Annotated in this window: 15 protein-coding genes; 6 read left to right on the top strand and 9 right to left on the bottom strand. The window is 43.8% G+C overall.

Annotated elements, in window-relative coordinates; genetic code table 11:
• Positions 1-2: 2 nt before the first annotated feature.
• Complete coding sequence (locus V7K30_RS10605; RefSeq protein WP_334999004.1) at positions 3-2,381, bottom strand: tetratricopeptide repeat protein; 2,379 nt, start codon at positions 2,379-2,381, stop codon at positions 3-5.
• A 375-nt stretch (positions 2,382-2,756) separates the two neighbouring features.
• Here V7K30_RS10605 and V7K30_RS10600 point away from each other — a divergent pair, with 375 nt between their 5' ends.
• Both V7K30_RS10600 and V7K30_RS10595 read left to right on the top strand, forming a co-directional pair.
• Positions 2,757-3,029 carry a hypothetical protein gene (locus tag V7K30_RS10600; RefSeq protein ID WP_334999003.1) on the top strand — a complete coding sequence of 91 codons (273 nt, stop codon included), beginning with the start codon at positions 2,757-2,759 and terminating at the stop codon, positions 3,027-3,029.
• 116 nt (positions 3,030-3,145) lie between these two features.
• Positions 3,146-3,373, top strand: a complete 228-nt coding sequence (locus V7K30_RS10595; protein ID WP_334999002.1) for a hypothetical protein — start codon at positions 3,146-3,148, stop codon at positions 3,371-3,373.
• Positions 3,374-3,460: 87 nt separating this feature from the next.
• On the opposite strand, the gene V7K30_RS10590 is transcribed toward V7K30_RS10595, so the two are convergent.
• Entirely contained in the window at positions 3,461-4,408 is a 948-nt protein-coding gene (locus V7K30_RS10590; protein WP_334999001.1) for a hypothetical protein, read from the bottom strand.
• Between the two features lie 166 nt (positions 4,409-4,574).
• On the opposite strand from V7K30_RS10590, the gene V7K30_RS10585 reads away from it, so the two are divergent.
• Both V7K30_RS10585 and mnmA read left to right on the top strand, forming a co-directional pair.
• Positions 4,575-4,736, top strand: a complete 162-nt coding sequence (locus tag V7K30_RS10585) for a hypothetical protein (RefSeq protein ID WP_334999000.1) — start codon at positions 4,575-4,577, stop codon at positions 4,734-4,736.
• Positions 4,699-5,754: a tRNA 2-thiouridine(34) synthase MnmA gene (gene mnmA / locus V7K30_RS10580; protein WP_334998999.1), complete on the top strand. Its 1,056-nt coding sequence runs from the start codon at positions 4,699-4,701 to the stop codon at positions 5,752-5,754. Before V7K30_RS10585 ends, mnmA begins: the two co-directional genes overlap by 38 nt.
• A 52-nt stretch (positions 5,755-5,806) precedes the next feature.
• Here the strand turns inward: mnmA and V7K30_RS10575 are convergent, their stop codons facing one another.
• From V7K30_RS10575 to V7K30_RS10545, 7 genes are all read right to left on the bottom strand, one after another.
• On the bottom strand, positions 5,807-6,901 hold the full coding sequence (locus V7K30_RS10575; RefSeq protein ID WP_334998998.1) for an HNH endonuclease: 1,095 nt from the start codon (positions 6,899-6,901) through the stop codon (positions 5,807-5,809).
• 17 nt (positions 6,902-6,918) lie between these two features.
• The gene (locus V7K30_RS10570; RefSeq protein ID WP_334998997.1) at positions 6,919-7,254 is read right to left on the bottom strand and encodes a type II toxin-antitoxin system RelE/ParE family toxin; all 336 of its coding nucleotides are present in this window, start codon (positions 7,252-7,254) and stop codon (positions 6,919-6,921) included.
• The gene (locus V7K30_RS10565; protein WP_190910572.1) at positions 7,254-7,523 is read right to left on the bottom strand and encodes a type II toxin-antitoxin system ParD family antitoxin; all 270 of its coding nucleotides are present in this window, start codon (positions 7,521-7,523) and stop codon (positions 7,254-7,256) included. The genes V7K30_RS10570 and V7K30_RS10565 overlap by 1 nt, the downstream gene beginning before the upstream one ends.
• A 735-nt stretch (positions 7,524-8,258) precedes the next feature.
• The gene (crtE, locus tag V7K30_RS10560) at positions 8,259-9,167 is read right to left on the bottom strand and encodes a geranylgeranyl diphosphate synthase CrtE (RefSeq protein ID WP_334998996.1); all 909 of its coding nucleotides are present in this window, start codon (positions 9,165-9,167) and stop codon (positions 8,259-8,261) included.
• Between the two features lie 308 nt (positions 9,168-9,475).
• Positions 9,476-10,882 (bottom strand): family 2B encapsulin nanocompartment shell protein, encoded by a 1,407-nt coding sequence (locus V7K30_RS10555; protein WP_334998995.1) that lies wholly within the window; start codon positions 10,880-10,882, stop codon positions 9,476-9,478.
• Between the two features lie 462 nt (positions 10,883-11,344).
• The gene (locus V7K30_RS10550; protein ID WP_334998994.1) at positions 11,345-12,754 is read right to left on the bottom strand and encodes a family 2B encapsulin nanocompartment shell protein; all 1,410 of its coding nucleotides are present in this window, start codon (positions 12,752-12,754) and stop codon (positions 11,345-11,347) included.
• A 210-nt stretch (positions 12,755-12,964) separates the two neighbouring features.
• Positions 12,965-15,253, bottom strand: a complete 2,289-nt coding sequence (locus V7K30_RS10545; protein WP_334998993.1) for a family 2 encapsulin nanocompartment cargo protein terpene cyclase — start codon at positions 15,251-15,253, stop codon at positions 12,965-12,967.
• A 2,037-nt stretch (positions 15,254-17,290) separates the two neighbouring features.
• Here V7K30_RS10545 and V7K30_RS10540 point away from each other — a divergent pair.
• Complete coding sequence (locus V7K30_RS10540) at positions 17,291-18,160, top strand: hypothetical protein (RefSeq protein WP_334998992.1); 870 nt, start codon at positions 17,291-17,293, stop codon at positions 18,158-18,160.
• A complete protein-coding gene (locus V7K30_RS10535) occupies positions 18,135-18,383 on the top strand; it encodes a hypothetical protein (protein ID WP_334998991.1) in 249 nt (82 codons plus the stop codon). The genes V7K30_RS10540 and V7K30_RS10535 overlap by 26 nt, the downstream gene beginning before the upstream one ends.
• Positions 18,384-18,634 lie beyond the last annotated feature (251 nt).

The following is an 18,634-nucleotide window of genomic DNA, read 5'->3' as shown; positions in this document are numbered from 1 at the left end:
GCCTATTTTTCAAAACATTCCATTGCTATTTTAACTTTCTCAACTTGCCTGGGTGCTTGCATTTCGTTAAAGAGTGCATAGGCGTAGCCCGTCGCAGACATCGCTTGCACAAAACTTTCCCTACTCTGAGCAATTTCACCAATTTTTTTATGAGTCAATGCCAACTGATAATAAGCCTCAGCTAAGTCTGATTTAGCACCAATTTTATCAAGAATTTCTATCGCTTCTGAATGATGAAAAATTGCTTTTGCAAATTCTCCCTGTTCTCGGAACAGTTCAGCCAGACAACTTATAGCTTTAGCCCTAATCTGGGTAAAGTTGTTTTGTTCAGAATGAAATATAGCTCCTTGGCACAACTCAAAGGATTTTTTTAGATTACCTAAATTTTTATAAGTTAAGCAGAGAGTTACTAAACTATGCCCTATTCCCCATAAAGTCACTCTAGTTGATAATGACATCGCACAAAAGGCATCTTCAGCAAGATGAAAGGCATTTTCTCTGCTACCAGAGCGTGATTTTATCAAAGCTAGACAGCATTGAGCATAAGTCATGTAATCATCAAGGTTGCTGTTATGTTCCGCAAGGCTACAAACAGAATTGAAACAATCTTCGGCTGCTTCTATTTCCCATAATTCAAGTTTGCAAAGCCCTGTATTGAACAAAATAGATATTTTTGTTTGCTTGACATCTAATTTGCCTAATACTTCTCCTGATTTTTCATAGCATTCTATAGCTTCTCTAATGCAACCGATAATTCGATATGTATAGCCAAGTATATTGTAAAGTCTAATTAGTCTCTCTGGCGATTTTATATCGTCTATAATCCGTTTAATTACAGAGAAGTTTTTCTGAAGCAGCCCCAGTTGGTAGAACGAGCAACCCAAAGGCAACCCTATACACCACTGTTTACCTCGACCTTGTAAAATTACATCACCAGCTTGCTCAAAATCACTAATTTCTACATAGTGATAATAAGCTTCTAAAGCAGTCAAAGCATCTGTGATATTTTTGATTTCTGCAACTATTTGCGTCCAAAATTCTGCGGCTTTTCGGTTTACTAATTCCCATTCTTCACTGACTAACCTTAACCTACTAATGGCTTCATCACGAATTACCGGATGCAGCCAGTACTGTCCTTTTTTTGCTTCTATTAAAGACAAATCTTGCAGAGCTTTAATTAAACCTCTACGTTTTTGTTCTGGGACATCCCAAAGCAAACATAAAACTCCCTCAATAGGTAGCGAAGGAATATCTTGATAACGATAGCATCCTAAACGACACAGGAGGCGATAGGCTTCTAAGTCATTTTCTTGAAGACGGGTAAATTGACTGGCAACTAAATCTTTTAACTCTCTTTCTATTAATAAATATGTACAGTTTTCCTGCCAATAAGCGTGTATATCACCAGAAAAATCTGTCAATATTGCTCCTCGGAGAATTTGCATTGCTTTGGCGTTACCTCCATAAGCTCTGCACATTTCACTGAGAATAGTACAATCACAATTGATGTGGCAACTGCTGAAAAACTCTCGCCATGCTTCATCATCTAAACCTTCGAGTGGATAGAGATGAACCTGTACACTAGACTCCCGCAAACGCTCACGACTTGTTACTAAAGTAACTGAATGCACATCCGAATCTGCTAATACTCTCAATAGCTCAACATAAGGACGACGAGATTCTAGGAACTTGCCATTTTTATCGAGAGCAGTTTCTAGATTATCGATAAATACCCCAATTTTAGAAGTTTGTTCCCGGAGTTTGTGCCGTAGTCGTTCTAAGCTGATACCAAAGTCTCCTCCCGGTTCTTCGTTCAAGTATCGCCGTAGCCATTCTTCAACCACACTCTCTACAGGAGTAAGGTTTTGGATTTCTGTGGCCATCCACAGTTCTAGGACAAAATTAAATTTTTGACTTTTAAAATATTTGCGTGCTAATCTTGTTTTGCCAACACCACCTTCACCCTGGATGAGGATAACTTTTTCTCCCCGACTGACTAAGGTGTGGAGTTCGGCTATTTGGCGATCGCGCCCTACAAAGCTAGAATCTAAATCTTGGGGTTTAGTGTCATTCGTCGCTAGATTGGGAATCTGGGAAACTTTTTGCGAGTGTCGGGTTGTTCTAAATCCCTGAAGCACTCCTTGGAAGGTTGATTTTGAGACTTTCTCTCCCAGCACTTTTGATAGTAAATGCCAAAGTTCTGCACCAACTGCTTTTAAATGCGCTTCTGTATAACCACGGCTGTTGGCAATATCCTGGTAAGTCCGCTTTTCATCCTCCCACAAATGACGTAAGATAATCCTTTGAGTTTTATCTAAGTGTTCTCCCGTGTTGCGAAAAACCAAGTTATCTGCAAACTCTAAGGCTTCTTCTGCACGCATTTGTTAACTTGATGTATTATTTGTATTCATTATAACTATATTTTTACTACTTCTTCCTACCCGTCATACTACAAAATACTTTTTCCTACTCGGTAGGAAACTTACTTTATCCAACTGCAAAGCATTCTGGCTTGTATTACTCTTGTAAGTAATACAGGCAAAGTTAAGTTAAGCGCCAAGAAAAGGTGGTTGAGGAGAAATCTTACCAGCGCTACTACTGCAAGTTTAGTAAATCACAGATGTTACTTGTGACTGTCCCATATTAATGACTGATGAAAGTGGTGTCTACTAAACAGGCAGTGGGTATTAACTAACTAGATTCTGTAGAGCGTATTTACAACTAAGTATGTAAGTCTTTACCCTACAGGAGGTTCAATGATGTTAGACAAAGATTGTCATCATGATTGCAATCAAAATCAGTGCCCCTTTGCCCAAGATACACGTAATCCCAATAGATATGTCTGCCTAAAATGTGGTGTTGAGCGAGAAATAAATAAGTATCCCTCTGGTTTCGGCTCGTTTTTGCTACTGTTGTTGGGCTTGTTTATTTCGTTTCAAGTATTAGCTAATTATGAAAAGCAAAACGAGCCACAAAGGCAACAACAGTCTTTGAATAATTTACCCAATCAGGCAATTATTCACTTGTAAAACTAATACTGTTCAGGCTGGGCATGATTTTTCGTAGCCTCATTTTTTCAGGGGTCAATGGAAAATTAAAAAGAATATTCACCACTAAAAATTTAGCTACTTTCGTGAGTAAAATTATGGACACAAATCAGGATACGCTTCTATTTCGCTTTGCTTCTAAATCCTTGAAATATTTTTTGTTGGTGCTATTTGGCATTGCGATCGCCTACGTTCTATCCAGTGGTTTGGGTATCTTCCAAATCATCCCCATACTGCTGTACCTATTACAACAGTTTTTGCTTCCATTGGGAATTATCCTGTTGTGTTTAATGATAACAGCAGTAATTCTTGAATCCTTGCGTTAAGAACCGAGGGAGTGATTCAATTTTGGATTTTAGATTTTAGATTTTGGATTGAAGGAAAAATCTAAAATTGAATTACTCCTAACTCATTTACTTACCGTAGTAAACCCTAGCATTCCGGTATCCTATATTTCGCAGATATTTATTCCATTCCTCAGCTTGGAATCGATCAGGGAAAGGCCCTACTGCTACGTGTGGCCCTCGTGGTTGCTTCCTTTCGAGGACTCCGCCAGATCGTCCTAAATCTTGGCTAAATCGGGCTATATTCTGCCTAATTTGGGCTGCGATCGCAGGTAACTGTTCTGAAGTGGTAGGAATGGCGACATAATATCTAGAGACTGGCCTAGTAGCACTTATATTACTGCGATCGCCTACAAAGCCTGTATTGCCTCCATTTATTTCCTGTCCGTTAGCGAAGCTGATAATCCGTGCATTAGAAATGCCTCGTGACTGTAGCTGACTCACCCGTTGTTGGGCGTTAGATACTCTGTTAAAAACTCCTGACTGAATTACATTCCGGCCTTGGAACTGGCGAATGTAAGCACTGGGTTCAATCTGACGGATTGCTTGTAGTGTCTGGAAATCACTCCCATCTACGTAAACTAAATAGCGCTCAAAGTTCTGGTTATATTGACTAAACTGTGCAGGTTGAGAGGGCTGAAAGTTCGGCTCTAATTGATTGTTCTGTACTGGTTGAGAGGGCTGAAAATTCTGCTCTAATTGATTGTCCTGTACTGGTTGAGAGGGCTGAAAATTCTGCTCTAATTGATTGTTTTCCACTGCTTGGACTGGTTGCAACTGCGGTGATGGCTGTTGACCAAAGGGAATTGGTGGTGGCGGTAAAGTTTCACCTGCTTCTTGAGCCAGTAGCAGGTTGTTGTGGTTGTGGATTTGTGCTTGTGCTGGGATAGAGTCGGGAATTAGCACTAACCATCCTCCCACTAACAAGGGGATAAGTCTGAGAGTGGGCTTCCAAGCATCATAACTTCGGCGCAGCATCTGAAATGGGATAAATTGACTGGGTATTCCTCTCGACATAGTAGTCACAAAGTAGTCAAAGTATTTCTAGGCAATTTCCATCAGGAACTATATTAGTTCACCGTTGTAGCAACTATATAGCGTTAACGTAAAATTAGCTCATTTGCATGGCAAAAAATACATCTTTAATTAATCTTAGATAAGGGTGATAAGGGAGTGAACAGCAATGTCTACGACGGGCTATGCCGACGCTAATTCAGTTACTTTAAAACCGAAGTGCTTTGGTAGCAAGGCTTTGAAGAGTGTGTGCTACAATTGGACAACCACGCAGCTATCGTGTCGTGCTTTGTATGAAAAAAGTCGTCGTTGGTCTTTCTGGTGGCGTTGACAGTTCCACCGCCGCAGCTATCCTGCACCATCAGGGCTATGAAGTGATTGGTTTGACTCTTTGGCTAATGAAAGGCAAAGGTCAATGTTGCTCTGAAGGTATGATCGACGCGGCTGATATCTGTGAACAACTGGGTGTTCCCCATCAGGTTGTGGATATTCGGGATCTCTTTCAGACGCATATTGTTGATTACCTGGTAACTGGTTACAGTGCTGGGATCACGCCTTTGCCTTGCTCCCAGTGCAATAAAACGGTGAAGTTTGGGCCAATGGTGCAGTATGCCCATGAACAATTGGGATGCGATCGCATCGCTACTGGTCATTATGCCCGAATTAGCTATGACGAAGCAACTAGACGTTACCAATTATTAAGGGCTGTTGACCGCAACAAAGACCAGTCATACTTCCTCTATGATTTGTCTCAAGATTTACTAGCAGCAACTATATTCCCTCTGGGCGAACTAGAAAAAACTGATACGCGCCGCATCGCTACCGAATACGGACTGAAAACTGCTGACAAGCCAGAAAGTCAAGACTTGTGCTTAGTGGAAAGTAACGGTTCCATGCGGGCATTTCTCGATAAATATTTAGCTCCCAAAATAGGCGATATTGTAGATGTCACAGGCAAAGTTTTGGGACAACACGATGGTGTCCATCACTACACCATTGGCCAGCGCAAAGGCTTGGGGATTGCTGCTGCTGATCCGCTATATGTGATTGAATTAGATGCGGAAAATAATAAAGTAGTAGTAGGCGATCGCACTAAGGTAACTCAGCCAGAATGCACTATAGGGCGGGTAAACTGGGTTTCTATTGCCCAACCATCCACCCCAATTCATGCCGAAGTGCAAATTCGCTATCGTTCAACGCCTACACCAGTGACGGTGATTCCTTTGGAAAACTCCCGTGTGCGTTTGGTGTTTGATGAACCCCAATTTAGCATCACTCCCGGACAAGCGGCGGTGTGGTACGACGGCGAAAAAGTGTTAGGTGGCGGAATTATTGAACAGTTTAGTTAATAAAAACTCTTACCTTGTTTGTGCGCCCCTCTTCACTTGTGGAGGGGTATTTTTATTTATCACATTTTTGTAAAAAAGTTTGATAATGCTGTTCCAATGCAATTGAATTAGGTTTAAATCTGTCTTTATCAGGAAGTAGTAATTTTTTTTCACCGAGTCCTTCATAATCAGTCCCGCATAAACTAGGAGAAATTACTACCTCATAGCTTTTTGGATGAATAGATAGTAAGTGTTGATCAAAAAGTATGTGTATATCTACCCGAAGTAAAATTCCATTAGAGGGATGATTTGTTTCACTGCCAAGATAGGGGATAATATGAGCAGCTTGTAATACTTCATCTACACTGTAACCTGTAATTGCACATTTTCCTTTATAGGCTTCTATAAGTTCACGCCTAAATTTAGGCTGCCCTTTACGTCTAACAACAGGAGAATAAACTCGCACCCTGTCATCTGTAATGTTATATGGATCAAATTCATTTACAAGGATGTGAAGTAATTCTCTAGAAAGATCATCTTTAGGATCTTGTCCGGCCATCAGATGCATCAATCTAACAAAAATATCATCATCTTCTTCTGAACTCAAATTATGCTGATTTGTATATTTATTATAAGCAAAAGCTAATTTCTCAAAATCAGTTGTATCCCAAGGGTTGAGATATACTGAGCTTTGATCATCACCTTTTATTGGCTCATGTATATTTTTAGTCTTAGTTTTTCTGTACTCCTCTGTTAATTCCTCCCAAAATGAATATAAATACATTGATGACGTATCATTTGGACTTTCCCCAAGAGAGAGCTTTAAAAGTCTTAATAAAATATCTTTTTTTTGGTTTAATCTTAAATCATAAGGATGTCTTTTAATAAATTCTAAAAATACAAAAGTTATTTTTTCCCAAGCTCTAATTTCATTTTCAGGAAAAATATCGAATGTAAATTGTATTGCCCAATTTTCAAAACTATCACCTAACAAACAATCTAAAATGGAATAAATTCTTTTAATTCGAGTAATTTGTTCAGGATTAAGTTTGCTGGTTGCTTTTTGATTACGACTAAGTTGATTAAAGGGTATACTCTCAGTTGTAATTTTGCCTGTTTTCGGGTTGACAACCTTTACTTCTAGATTAAATTTTTTCTTTTTTGACATAGTTTCCTAGCCTATTATTATTCAGCGTTATTTTCTCCTAAATCTTCATCCAAGATTGTTTCAATATCTCGTCCGCCATAAATGACTCTCAGAATCTGTATACCTGAATCAGAAGGAAGATAAAAAACAAGATACTTTTTAAATCCTTTTATTGCTTGCTGTCGAACACTAGCTAAATCGGGATGAGAAAATTGACAAGATTTTCCTATTCCTGGCATTTTACCCAGTTGTTTGAAAGTTGTTTCTGCTGCTGCAAGAAACCTATCTGAAGCTTCCAAGTTATCTTCTGCAATATAAGTCGCTAATTCTATCAAGTCGCGGATGACTTGCGGCCGTTTGCTTACGTGGCTCATTAACCTTGGTTTGACCCTTTATGCTTGGCGATTCTTTCGCGCACAGCTTGGCGGATGTCTTCCCAATCGTCAGGAGTCATCTCAGTTGCATTCCCAGAATTTAGACCTTCTAAAAGCATCGCTTCCAAACGTTCAGCCGCTTGACGCTTTTGGTCTTGGCGCACTAACTCACGAAAATATTCACTGACGCTGCTGTAACCACCAGTCGCCACTTTCTCTTCTATATAAGTCCGCATCGCATCAGGAAGAGATATATTTATACTTTTCACTGGCACAACTTCCCTAATTTTTCCTTCATAATATTATTTTATGGCAGTTTATGCCATTTATTGCCATACAAGGATCAATTAGCAAAAGCTATACCTGCGGCGGTCTACGCTTACGTACTCTCTATCAAAAACTACTTTTATCTAATCCCCCTTCAAACTCTTTCAAAGCCTGTACGGTTCCTACTTGCCAAGCTTGTTCAACTGTAGCGGGAATAATTTGAGTTAAAGGGATATCTGGAAAATTAGGACTGTGATCAGATTCGATGTAACGTCCATCTCTGAGTAAATAAATCCTCAGCTTTTTACCATCGTAATTCCATAGTTCTGGAACTGCGATCGCTTATCCTAAAAGTGACGCAGTAAAATACTCGTAATTATTATTCCAAGTCATTCTCTCCCCAATCTCCATCCAAGATTGCTTCAATATTATATAACTCCCTTCTGTCACTTTCGGCAGAGAATAATCTCAAATCCCTATTTTTACGTCTTTTTGCAACAAGGAAAGTTAAATGAAAAATATAGTCATGCGATCGCTCAATTCTTGAATCTCTTAGAGTCTCACGATAACCATAAACAGCTTCTCTCCTCAGAGTGACAGAAGCTGTTTATGGACGCTATCGCTTCCGTTATGGATGGAAGAAACAAGTCAAATCCTCTTCCCTTCTGCCTTCTGCCTTGTTTCTTAGGAGAGAGATTAAGCAAACTAAAACTACCTATTTTACGACAAACTAAAAGCTATTTTCTTCTCGCTGTAATATAGTCTGCGATCGCCATTAGAGGTTGTGCCTTCTCTCCAAAATCAATAAGTTCAGCTTTGGCTAGGTCAACTAATTCTTGGCTCTTGCGTTTTGATTCCTCAATACCCCATAAACTGGGATACGTCACTTTCTGGGCCTTTTGGTCTTTGCCTGGAGTTTTACCGAGTTCTTCTTGTGTCCCAATTACATCCAAAACATCATCAACAATTTGAAAAGCTAGACCAATGTATGAAGCATAGCGAGAAAGCCTTTGCAGCACTTCGTTGTTAGCTCCCGCCAGCATCGCCCCTGAGAGAACAGAAGTTTCTAATAAAGCTCCTGTTTTGTGGGAATGAATAAAGTTAAGAGTCTCTATATTAATATTCTGTAATCCTTCAGATTGCAGATCGACAACTTGACCACCGACTAAACCCGTTGCGGCGATCGCATGAGCCAACTTGGACATCACTTGCACTATTCGGGAAGCCGGAATTCCTTGAGTTTGAACCCCAATAAACTCAAAGGCATAGGCTAAAAGTGCATCCCCTGCGAGAATAGCGATTGATTCACCATAAACCTTATGATTGGTTAATTTTCCGCGTCGATAGTCATCGTTATCCATTGCAGGTAAGTCATCATGGATTAGAGAAAAGGTATGAATCATTTCTAGCGCACAGGCAGTGGGCATTGCCATATCTAGTGTGCCTCCTGCAAACTCACAGCTAGCTAGACATAGAATTGGGCGCAGGCGTTTTCCCCCAGCCAATAGAGAATACCGCATGGACTCATAGAGTATTTCTGGATAGACAACAGTAATTGAACCTTCCAGCATTGCTTCAACAAGGTCGCGCCGTTGTGATAGATAGGCTTTTAAATCAATTTCAATAATTTTTTGAGTATTCAGCATTAATGATTCTCCTCAGTACTTTTTTAAGTCAGTGGTTGTGACGAGAGACCTTCTCACTTGACGCTGACCTTTGTGTACAGTGACATACTATTGTCTTCAATGACAAATTGTTGCCATTGAAGATGAGCTACTTATATTGTGGAATGATCACAAATTTGTCACTTGCTAAGAAAATTGCATTCATTCTGCCACTGGGTATAGTGTTGACTTTGATAACTCTGTACTTTTGAAAAGCCTAGTGATAAAATTCTTATTTCAAGAACAGCAATTTGTCACAACGATATTTAATTAGTCACTGGGCACTTCCCTCAGCGCCCGATTTCAACGTCTTCGAGGATGCCGAGTGCGTCGGGGACGAGGACGGCTGCGGAGTAGTAAGCAGTAACGAGGTAAGAAATGATCGCCTTTTCGCTGATGCCCATGAATCGGACAGACAAACTGGGTTGGTGTTCATCGGGGATACCAGTTTGATGTAAGCCGATGACGCCCTGGTCTTCCTCACCAGTGCGGAGTACAAGGATGGAGCTGGTCTGGGTATCGCTGATCGGAATTTTGTCGCAGGGAAAAATGGGTACGCTCCGCCAAGTGATCACCATACTGCCGTCCAGGTCGATGCTTTCTGGATAGATGCCGAGGCGGTTGCACTCCCGACCGAAAGCCGCAATCGTGCGGGGATGAGCCAGGAAGAATTTCGACTTCCTCCGACGAGTCAGCAATTCGTCTAGATCGTCGGGGGTGGGTGGCCCGGTACGGGTGTAGATGCGCTGTTTGAGGTCGGCGTTGTGCAACAAGCCGAATTCGCGGTTGTTGATTAACTCATGTTCTTGACGTTCTCGCAATGCCTCGATAGTCAGCCGCAGTTGTTGTTCAATCTGGTTCATCGGTTCATTGTACAGATCCGCGACGCGAGTATGCACCCGCAACACAGTTTGGGCAACGCTCAACTCATATTGGCGGGGCGAGAGTTCGTAATCTACGAAGGTTCCCGGCAACTCAGTTTCCCCGACATGCCCCGAAGTCAAAGCGATCGCAGCTTCACCGTACTTGTTCTGTGGAGCTTGTGGGCGGGTTCTGAACTCATCAACGTGAGCTTGTAGCGCCTGTGACTGGTTGAGCAGTTCCCGAAACGCCTGTTGTGGTAATGCCAATACTGTACAGCGAGTGATAGCCTGGACTGTGAACTGCCAATTGCTCTGAGACTCTACTAACACCTGACCACCAAAATAATCGCCGTCGGCTAAAACACCCAATACGGTCTGTTCATCATACTTGCCAACACCAATCTTGTTAACTCTACCATGAGCAATCAAGAAAAGCTGCTCGGCTGGCTGACCTGACTGCACTATGATGTCGCCAGGTGCGAACTCCCGCTGAACAAACCGACTTGCCAACGCGTTCAACACTTCAACGTCGTCAAACTCTCGCAGCAATGGCAACTCACCAAGTTCCTGGGGAATCACCTGCACCTCGGCTCCGGTGTTGGAGAAACTCAACCGCCCATCACCCAGAGCATAGGTCAACCGCCGATTCACGCGATAGGTGCCACCCTTGGTCTGCACCCACGGCAACATCTTCAACAACCACCGCGATGTAATGCTTTGCATCTGCGGTGCAGATTTGGTTGTCTTCGCCAAGTTACGCGCAGCTGCGGTACTCAAACTCAGCCGGGGATGCTCATTCTCAACATCCAAATTCGACTCGATAGATTCTGTCATCACCTGATCCTCAGTCTCTAGTTACTAACAAAAGTGCCCAGCGTAATTAAGTCAAACAATTTTGGATTTTGGATTTTGGATTTTAGATTGGCCTCATACTTGTCCCTTGCGCCTTCCCGCTCTTTAGGCAGTTGCTCTGAATAAATAATTTTAGATTTTGGCAGGACTTGTGCATTGACAGTAAATACCAAATATGGTATTGGTCAAAACCACATCTGTCGTAGGGGCACAGCATTGCTCGTTAGTGTCAACTTAATGTGAACTAGGCGGTTAGAAACCGTACGCCAGTTGCAACAAGAGTGGCTCGTCTACATGAGACTTTACCCACCGGCGTGGATTTCAAGCACTCAATTTTTCCTTAGTCCCTAAGTTGACTGCGCGAACAGACGTGTTTAAATTTTGGATTTTGAATCTTTCAATCCAAAAATCCAAAATTTAAAATCTAAAATTCGGCGAGAATGCTCAGAGGCCGATTTGAACGTCTTCGAGGATACCGAGTGCGTCAGGAACGAGGACGGCTGCGGAGTAGTAGGCGGTGACGAGGTAGGAGATGATCGCCTTTTCGCTGATGCCCATGAATCGAACGGACAAACTGGGTTGATATTCGTCGGGGATACCAGTTTGATGTAAGCCAATCACCCCTTGTTTTTCCACTCCGGTACGAAGCAAGAGGATGGAACTGGTGCGGGTATTGGTAATGGGGATCTTGTTGCAGGGAAAGATGGGTATGCCCCGCCAAGCAGGCACCCGGTTGCCGCCCAGGTCGATGCTTTGTGGATAAAGACCGAGGCGGTTGGCTTCCCGACCAAAGGCGGCGATGGTGCGGGGGTGCGCCAGGAAGAATCCCGGCTCTTTCCATACTGTAGCCAGCAGTTCGTCGAGGTCGTCGGGGGTGGGTGGTCCGTTGCGGGTGTAAATGCGCTGTTTGAAGTCGGCGTTGTGCAGCAACCCGAAGCTACGGTTGTTGATCAATTCGCTTTCTTGACGTTCCCGCAATGCCTCGATAGTCAGCCGCAATTGTTGTTCGGTCTGATTCATCGGTTCATTGTACAGATCCGCGACGCGAGTATGCACCCGCAATACGGTTTGGGCGACGCTCAACTCATATTGGCGGGGCGAGAGTTCGTAATCTACGAAGGTTCCCGGCAACTCAAGCTCTCCGACATGCCCTGATGTCACCTCAATGGAAGCTTCCCCGGACTCGTTCTGTGGGATTTGTGGGAGGGTTCTGAAGCGATCGACGTGAGCTTGTAGCGCCTGTGACTGGTTGAGAAGTTCCCGAAACGCCTGTTGTGGTAGCACCAATACCGTGGTTTGGGTGACTGCCTGTACCGTGAAATCCCAATTGCTCTGGGACTCTAGCAACACTTGACCACCAAAATAGTCGCCGTCAGCCAACACACCCAATACGGTCTGCTCATCATACTTGCCAAGACCAATCTTGTTCACCTTGCCATGTGCGATCAGGTAAAGCTGATTGGCTGGCTGGCCTGATTCTACAATCACCTGACCAGGTGCGAACTCCTGTTGAACAAACCGACCCGCCAAGGCGTTCAACACACCAACGTCATCAAACCCTCGCAGCAATGGCAACTCACCAAGTTCTTGGGGAATCACCTGCACCTCGGCTCCGGTGTTGGTAAAAGTCACGCGCCCATCACCCACAGCATAGGTCAAGCGACGGTTCACCCGATAAGTACCACCCTTGGTCTGCACCCACGGCAACATCTTCAACAACCACCGCGAGGTAATTTCCTGCATCTGCGGTGCAGATTTGGTCGTCGTCGCCAAATTACGCGCAGCTGCGGTACTCAAACTCAGCCGGGGATGCTCATTCTCAACATCCAAATTTGACTCGATAGATTCTGTCATAACCTAACCCTCTACTCTCTAGTTACTAACAAAAGGACTTGACAAAACTCCGTGTTTTATGAGTAAACTATACTCAGTATTGACGTGCTTGCTACATACCCCGTCCCTTGTGGGCGGTCTTTTAACTCAGCACGGGCTAAACCATAGCTATCCGCTAACGGAACTCAGCACTCTTCATCGAATACTGACTTTGGACTCATACCACCAAGTCTATTCACCGACAAAAGAACCCGACCCTACTTGACCGAGTACTGAACTTAAACCCCCTCCACCGACCAACGATCTAATCCGCGCAGCCGAAGTGCCCAGCCCTGTGGGACCACTGAGCAGCCGCCTTTCTGCCGAACTATTACGCAATTCAAATTCCTTATAGCGATCCACCGTTATATGCCACTTGAGGACGCCACACATCCACTGCTGTAGTTTCTCGACGTATCCGTACAGTTTTTCGCGGGTATTTGCGTCCAGGTCGAAATCGTCGAAAAGGGCTGGCAGTTCGGTGGCGACGATGTGTTCAAACTGGAGCGCTCTTGAGGTCATCAGGTTGTTGACGATCTCGACGGCCTGCGGCAGATCGCAATTGAGGAATTGCTGAACGACTAGCACGCCGTTATTCAGTTCGCCCTCGAATTCTATTTCTTTCTGGTAAGAAAAGATGTCGTTGGTCAAACACGCAAAGTCGGCGGCCGAATTATCCAGCTGGCGCATCGATCGCGTGCGGTAGATATCCTGCGGGATCTCGCTGCCCTGAGCTAGTCGAGACAGGCTCATTGTTAGATCCGAGCCAAACGTCTTACGGCGCATCTCAACATAATCTATCGGGTCTGGAATCCGATTTTGGATCTGGTTGGCGAGTTCCCATAACCAGCTTTGGGTCATGTCCTCGATCGCACGGCGGAACTGACCCCGCGCGTTTGCGGACATGGGGCCAGCTGTGCGAGACCAAAGATCAGCCAAGCCGCATTCCACCGGGTTGGTCGGTAACGGGATGGGGCTGGAATCGAGAGGCATGAACGCCGACAGTCGGGCGTTGAACACTTTCGCACCCGCCATGTTGCGGCTGTGCCCGTAGAGCGCTGGGAAGTAATCGTCGGCATAGGTTCCCCAGACAAGCCAGCCCGCCGTCAAATTCAACTCCGGGCCGGACGCATTAGGATGGATCAACGCACCGCATAAGGCCACATCGGCAACATCGAATTTGTGGTCATCCCAAATGACGGCCTCAGGAATGCCAGGTAGTGAGTCCAACATCCCCATCTGGCGCGCCCATTCCTTGGAATGCTTTCGCGCAGCATCCAGATGGGAATTCAAACCTGTAGTGAACGGCATGTAAAACTTCGGCAGTCTTACCGGCCCCACAGGCTGGTATGGAACATGAGTGAAGCTCTTGAACCTTCCAAAACCCAAGGCACTGTATAACGCGCTAATCCGGGCAGCCGATGTACCTAGCCCAGTGGGCCCACCCAGTAGCGTCGATGTCGGAGAATTGTCCGCTCCCTTGTTCATGTAGCGGCTCGATCGCATGTGCCATTCGTGACCGCCCGACTGCCAGTCCTGAAGTCCTTTGATGTATAATAGAAGGTTTATGCGAGCCACCGGGTCTAGTCCATGCTCCTCAAAGAGAGAGGGCAGCTCGGTGATGGCGGTGTTGTCGAACTGCTGTAGCCGCGAGGTTAGCAGTTGATTGGTGAGGTTGGCTGCCTCCTGCGGACTCACATTCAGGAATCGCTCCAAGACCAACACGCAGTTAGCGTTCTCGCCTTCATCCTCCACTTCTCTCTGGTAGGAGAACAGATCGTTGCGAAGATGCACCCCATCGGCAAATGTGTCTTTAAGTACACGCATCGGTCGAGTTTTGGCAATTTCAGCCGGGATCTCAACAAAGACGGCGTGTTCGATGAGATTCGCTGACCACGGAGCGCCGCCAACTTTACGGCGCATCTCGATGTATTCGATCGGGTTGGCAATCCGATTCTGGTTGATATTGGCAAGTTCCCACAGAGACTCTTCAAGGAGGTTCTTGGTACTCTCAAAGAACCGGAGCCGCCAGTCGGGAGACTTGGTGAACGCGGTGCGAGACCAGAGGTCGCCCAAGCCGCGCTCCACTGGGTTGGTGGGAACTGGGGGGGTGTCGGTGGGGTAAACTGGCATGAACGCCGGCAGTCGGTCGAGGTACTCCTTCGCACCTGCCATGTCTTGAGTGCGCTTATAGATTTCAAGGAAGTGATCGTCAAAGAAGAACACCCAAACATACCAGTCGGTTACTAGGTCAAGCTCCGTCCCTGGCGCATCTGGATGGGTATACGAGCAAAGCAAGGCGTAGTCGTGAGCATCGAATGTCCGCTCGTCCCAGATAGGGGAGCTTTTCGCTTCCTCTTGTGAGCCAAGTATCCCCATTTGGTAGGCCCACGCTTTGGAATGCACTCGCGCCGCTTCCAGGTTTGGGTTCAGCCGCGCGGGCCAAGGCATATAAAATTCTGGCAGTTCAAAGGGTTGCATGATCTGCGCTAAACCTCCTCTGGGGTCTTCTTGCTGTCTTTATTTCGTGGCTGATCTGAGGATCGATCGTTGCGGTTCACGAGTATTCTCACCACCCCAGCTAAATACCCACATCTGGTTTGCTTGTGGTGGCTGATGTTAAGGCAATAATACAAGATGCTCTTAATCCAAATAACGAGCTATGTACGTTTTATTTGAAGTTCCCTATACCGAAAAATAGGGCATTTGAAAAATCTGTTTAAGTCATTACTTATTTCCGATGCTGCCAGATAAATTTTTAGCAATTTATTATGATGCTCTCATAACTTTTCATAGTTCTAGAAAAAAAGCAATCCGTAGACTAAACCAGTTAAGCAAATAGTTAAATCAAAATTGAAGAATTAGAAGACAGTTAAGACAGTTAAGCAGATAGTTAAATCAAAATTGAAGAATTAGAAGACAGTTAAGACAGTTAAGCAGATAGTTAAAAGATTTAAGACAGTTATTAAACAATAATTACTAATTGTTAATCTTTTGCAACTAAGTCGATTAACAGGGAATTTGTTATCGTTAAGGGGTATAGCATTTTGGTTGCGTCAACGTAGACACATTGTCTAACTCCCTGTATCTCTTTCCATAATTATGCGGCGGAGCAAAGTGGTGGGCTTTCATAAACTTGGTGTCCCCACGGGTTAACTATTACCTCGTCCCAGCACTGGAAGGATTGAGCATAGCGATCGCTCTCCAGTCAAAGCCACCTCAGTAATTTTGGTTGGTGATGTATGCGATCGCAGTAATTGAACTCACGTTATATTACAACAGGTGTGGTTCAAATACATGAAAATAGCTGTTGTAAACAACTAAAAAAGTTGTACAATTTGCGCGGCTACAAGCACTATTATATCGTTGGCTACTGAGAAGTTTTGAAAAAATAAAGTTCTACAATTTCATCATGCTACCATCCAAAAACAAATAAAAAAGTTGCACAATTTTGCAAACGACTTCCCTGTAAGGATTTGGGAATATTTGCTCCAAGATTTAGTGGCGATCGCATCCCAAGTGCAAAACTGAATTAACAGGTTGAGTTTGCACTTGGGATGCGATCGCACTCTATTTCACTTTACCTGTAGCTACTAGCATGGAGCGATCGCTTAAATCAGCCCTCAATTAAGCAACGCCATTTTCTAGGCAATCTCAAACTACTACAGCTAAAATCAGTAAATATACTAGCTGCCAACCAGTTTAGTGTCTCTTATGGTCATAAGGAGCAATGTTCCACCACAAAACATTAGTGTCTACATTGCCACTGACATCTGCAAAAAGGGAAGACACCGCTGTAGAAGAATAATAAAGTTGGAAAACTTTTTAACCTTAAACTATTGATATTACGTTAAGTCTGATCGCAATAACAAAAATAAAGTTGGAAAATTTATAGTAGCCTAAGTGTGATTTGTAAATAAAAAAGTTAGGAAATTTGTCAAAACCATATACAACAAGCTTTTAGCGGCAACCAGAAACCTGATAATAGTAAATTTTGAGTTCCACAAGGCGATACCTACGGTGGGCTGCGCCAACGCAAGTTTTAGCTCGCAATGTTGATAAGCTGTCGCGTCTTTAATTTTCGAGAGTGTTCTCGTTGCAATAAGGGTTCCAGACCATAAAAAGTGCAAGTTATACGCGCGACAGCTTATCTATAATAAATACCCTAATAAATACTCTTGGCGAGGGTGGTAGAGGGTATGTTTATGCGTACTACCTAATGCGATCGCATTAAAAGTTGGCTGAAACTCATGACTATACCCGCTAATCTTGTATAGGTTATACCACTTCAAAAAATCTTTGTAACACATCAATTATAGGGACGCAAACAAAGCTTTGTGCCTCTACCCAATGTATTTGTCGCATTCTTTTTTCAAATTGGTAGAGTCAAAATCTATCTTCAGCATCCAGTATGAGATGTATAGACAGTTATGAGTACTGAGGTTATAACTCAAGGAAGATGGACTTTCATCATAGGGAGGCCAAAACTAAACCTCAAAAATTGGCAACCACAATTAAATGAAGCGACTTGTTTACTTCAACCTACCTCATAACTACTTAATCCAGCAGTTAGCTAAGTATCCCTCTCTTAAGGTAATTACCCCAACTTCACTTGCAGCACGAGCATTAAAAGTACCACACCAAAGCTTAGAAACTCTGGCGAAACGAAGTCTATTAGAAGCAGGTATTCGAGTTGCACCAATACTAATCGCATTACGCTTGCTGCATACAGCAGTAAGTACAGTTATCCAAACATCTGATGTTGAAGGAACTACACGCGCTCTATCCTCTGCTGTCAAAGCTATATTGCGTGCCGGAATTAATCTAGAATCACTGGCTGCTGCTAGTAGCAATCGTACTCAACAACTAGCTCTTTTAACTCAAACATACGTAAGTTTGGTGAGAGAAAGGGACATGATCGATCCTGCTGAAGTTCTGTGGCAAGCTAGTAATGTTATTACCAAACGTCAACCAGTTCTGATTTATGGTTACTTTCATCCGCGCATTGACCAACTTAACTTTTTAAATGCGATCGCAGATGATGGCAGTGTAATTGTATTACCTTGTCCAGAGTCTAGCAATTTTCTAGATACACAAAAAGCTGTGGAATGTTTACAGCAGCAGGGTTGGGAAGTACAAGTATTGGCAGAAACTAATCCTTCATTTGGGGCGCAACTGCAAGATTGTTTCCTTAACAGAAGAATAGTGCCTCCTGAAGTGAAAGCCTACATTTATCCCCACTTGGAATCAGAGGTACGTGGCGCGTTAGCCCAGGTAAAAACTCTTCTCAGCCAAGGAACGCCAGCAAATGAAATTGTTCTTGTAGCTAGGGATGATACACTTTATGGCCCGACAGTGTTAGATGTTTTTTGTTTTGGGTACAGTTGAAGGCATTTTACCAGCACCAGTACAAGATGACCCAGTATTGGATTTCTTTGAACGTAAGCTACTGCGCCAACAAGGGTTTGAGTTTGAGGATGCGGCACAAGCAGCGCGAAGAGAGGTAATTTCATTCTACGCTTTACTACAAACTCCTACCCTAAGCTTGACTTTTTCTTACCCGCAGATGATTGGTAAGGAAGTCACTTTACCCAGTCCTTACGAGTCGTGATGCGTAAAGCCCCCGTCATTCATGCGGGGGATATAAGCGCGTACCGAATTTATTCGGTCTTGGAAGATTTGATACGCCAACATTTTTTCTAGAAATCTTCACAAAATCCTCCTCTGTTTTGCCGTACATTTGAACCAGTGGATAAGGTAATCAACCACTCTAAAAACCTTGCCGTCGAAAGACACGCGCTGAACCTTGACAATTGAATCTATGCGGTTCTATTGCATTGTTCTAGACTCCCCCTCGCAGTA

It is taken from the genome of Nostoc sp., from assembly GCF_036917655.1.
Lineage (GTDB): Bacteria > Cyanobacteriota > Cyanobacteriia > Cyanobacteriales > Nostocaceae > Nostoc.
Note: the sequence above shows the minus strand (reverse complement) of the source record. Positions and strands in the feature narration are given on the sequence as shown.

What these genes read in the sequence shown, in the direction of transcription:
- crtE (WP_334998996.1), bottom strand. Translation starts at nt 9,167, where the DNA reads ATGCTGAATACTCAAAAAATTATTGAAATTGATTTAAAAGCCTATCTA.
- mnmA (WP_334998999.1), top strand. Translation starts at nt 4,699, where the DNA reads ATGAAAAAAGTCGTCGTTGGTCTTTCTGGTGGCGTTGACAGTTCCACC.
- V7K30_RS10545 (WP_334998993.1), bottom strand. Translation starts at nt 15,253, where the DNA reads ATGCAACCCTTTGAACTGCCAGAATTTTATATGCCTTGGCCCGCGCGG.
- V7K30_RS10590 (WP_334999001.1), bottom strand. Translation starts at nt 4,408, where the DNA reads ATGTCGAGAGGAATACCCAGTCAATTTATCCCATTTCAGATGCTGCGC.
- V7K30_RS10555 (WP_334998995.1), bottom strand. Translation starts at nt 10,882, where the DNA reads ATGACAGAATCTATCGAGTCGAATTTGGATGTTGAGAATGAGCATCCC.
- V7K30_RS10585 (WP_334999000.1), top strand. Translation starts at nt 4,575, where the DNA reads ATGTCTACGACGGGCTATGCCGACGCTAATTCAGTTACTTTAAAACCG.
- V7K30_RS10535 (WP_334998991.1), top strand. Translation starts at nt 18,135, where the DNA reads ATGTTTTTTGTTTTGGGTACAGTTGAAGGCATTTTACCAGCACCAGTA.
- V7K30_RS10540 (WP_334998992.1), top strand. Translation starts at nt 17,291, where the DNA reads ATGAAGCGACTTGTTTACTTCAACCTACCTCATAACTACTTAATCCAG.
- V7K30_RS10595 (WP_334999002.1), top strand. Translation starts at nt 3,146, where the DNA reads ATGGACACAAATCAGGATACGCTTCTATTTCGCTTTGCTTCTAAATCC.
- V7K30_RS10605 (WP_334999004.1), bottom strand. Translation starts at nt 2,381, where the DNA reads ATGCGTGCAGAAGAAGCCTTAGAGTTTGCAGATAACTTGGTTTTTCGC.
- V7K30_RS10600 (WP_334999003.1), top strand. Translation starts at nt 2,757, where the DNA reads ATGATGTTAGACAAAGATTGTCATCATGATTGCAATCAAAATCAGTGC.
- V7K30_RS10570 (WP_334998997.1), bottom strand. Translation starts at nt 7,254, where the DNA reads ATGAGCCACGTAAGCAAACGGCCGCAAGTCATCCGCGACTTGATAGAA.
- V7K30_RS10575 (WP_334998998.1), bottom strand. Translation starts at nt 6,901, where the DNA reads ATGTCAAAAAAGAAAAAATTTAATCTAGAAGTAAAGGTTGTCAACCCG.
- V7K30_RS10550 (WP_334998994.1), bottom strand. Translation starts at nt 12,754, where the DNA reads ATGACAGAATCTATCGAGTCAAATTTGGATGTTGAGAATGAGCATCCC.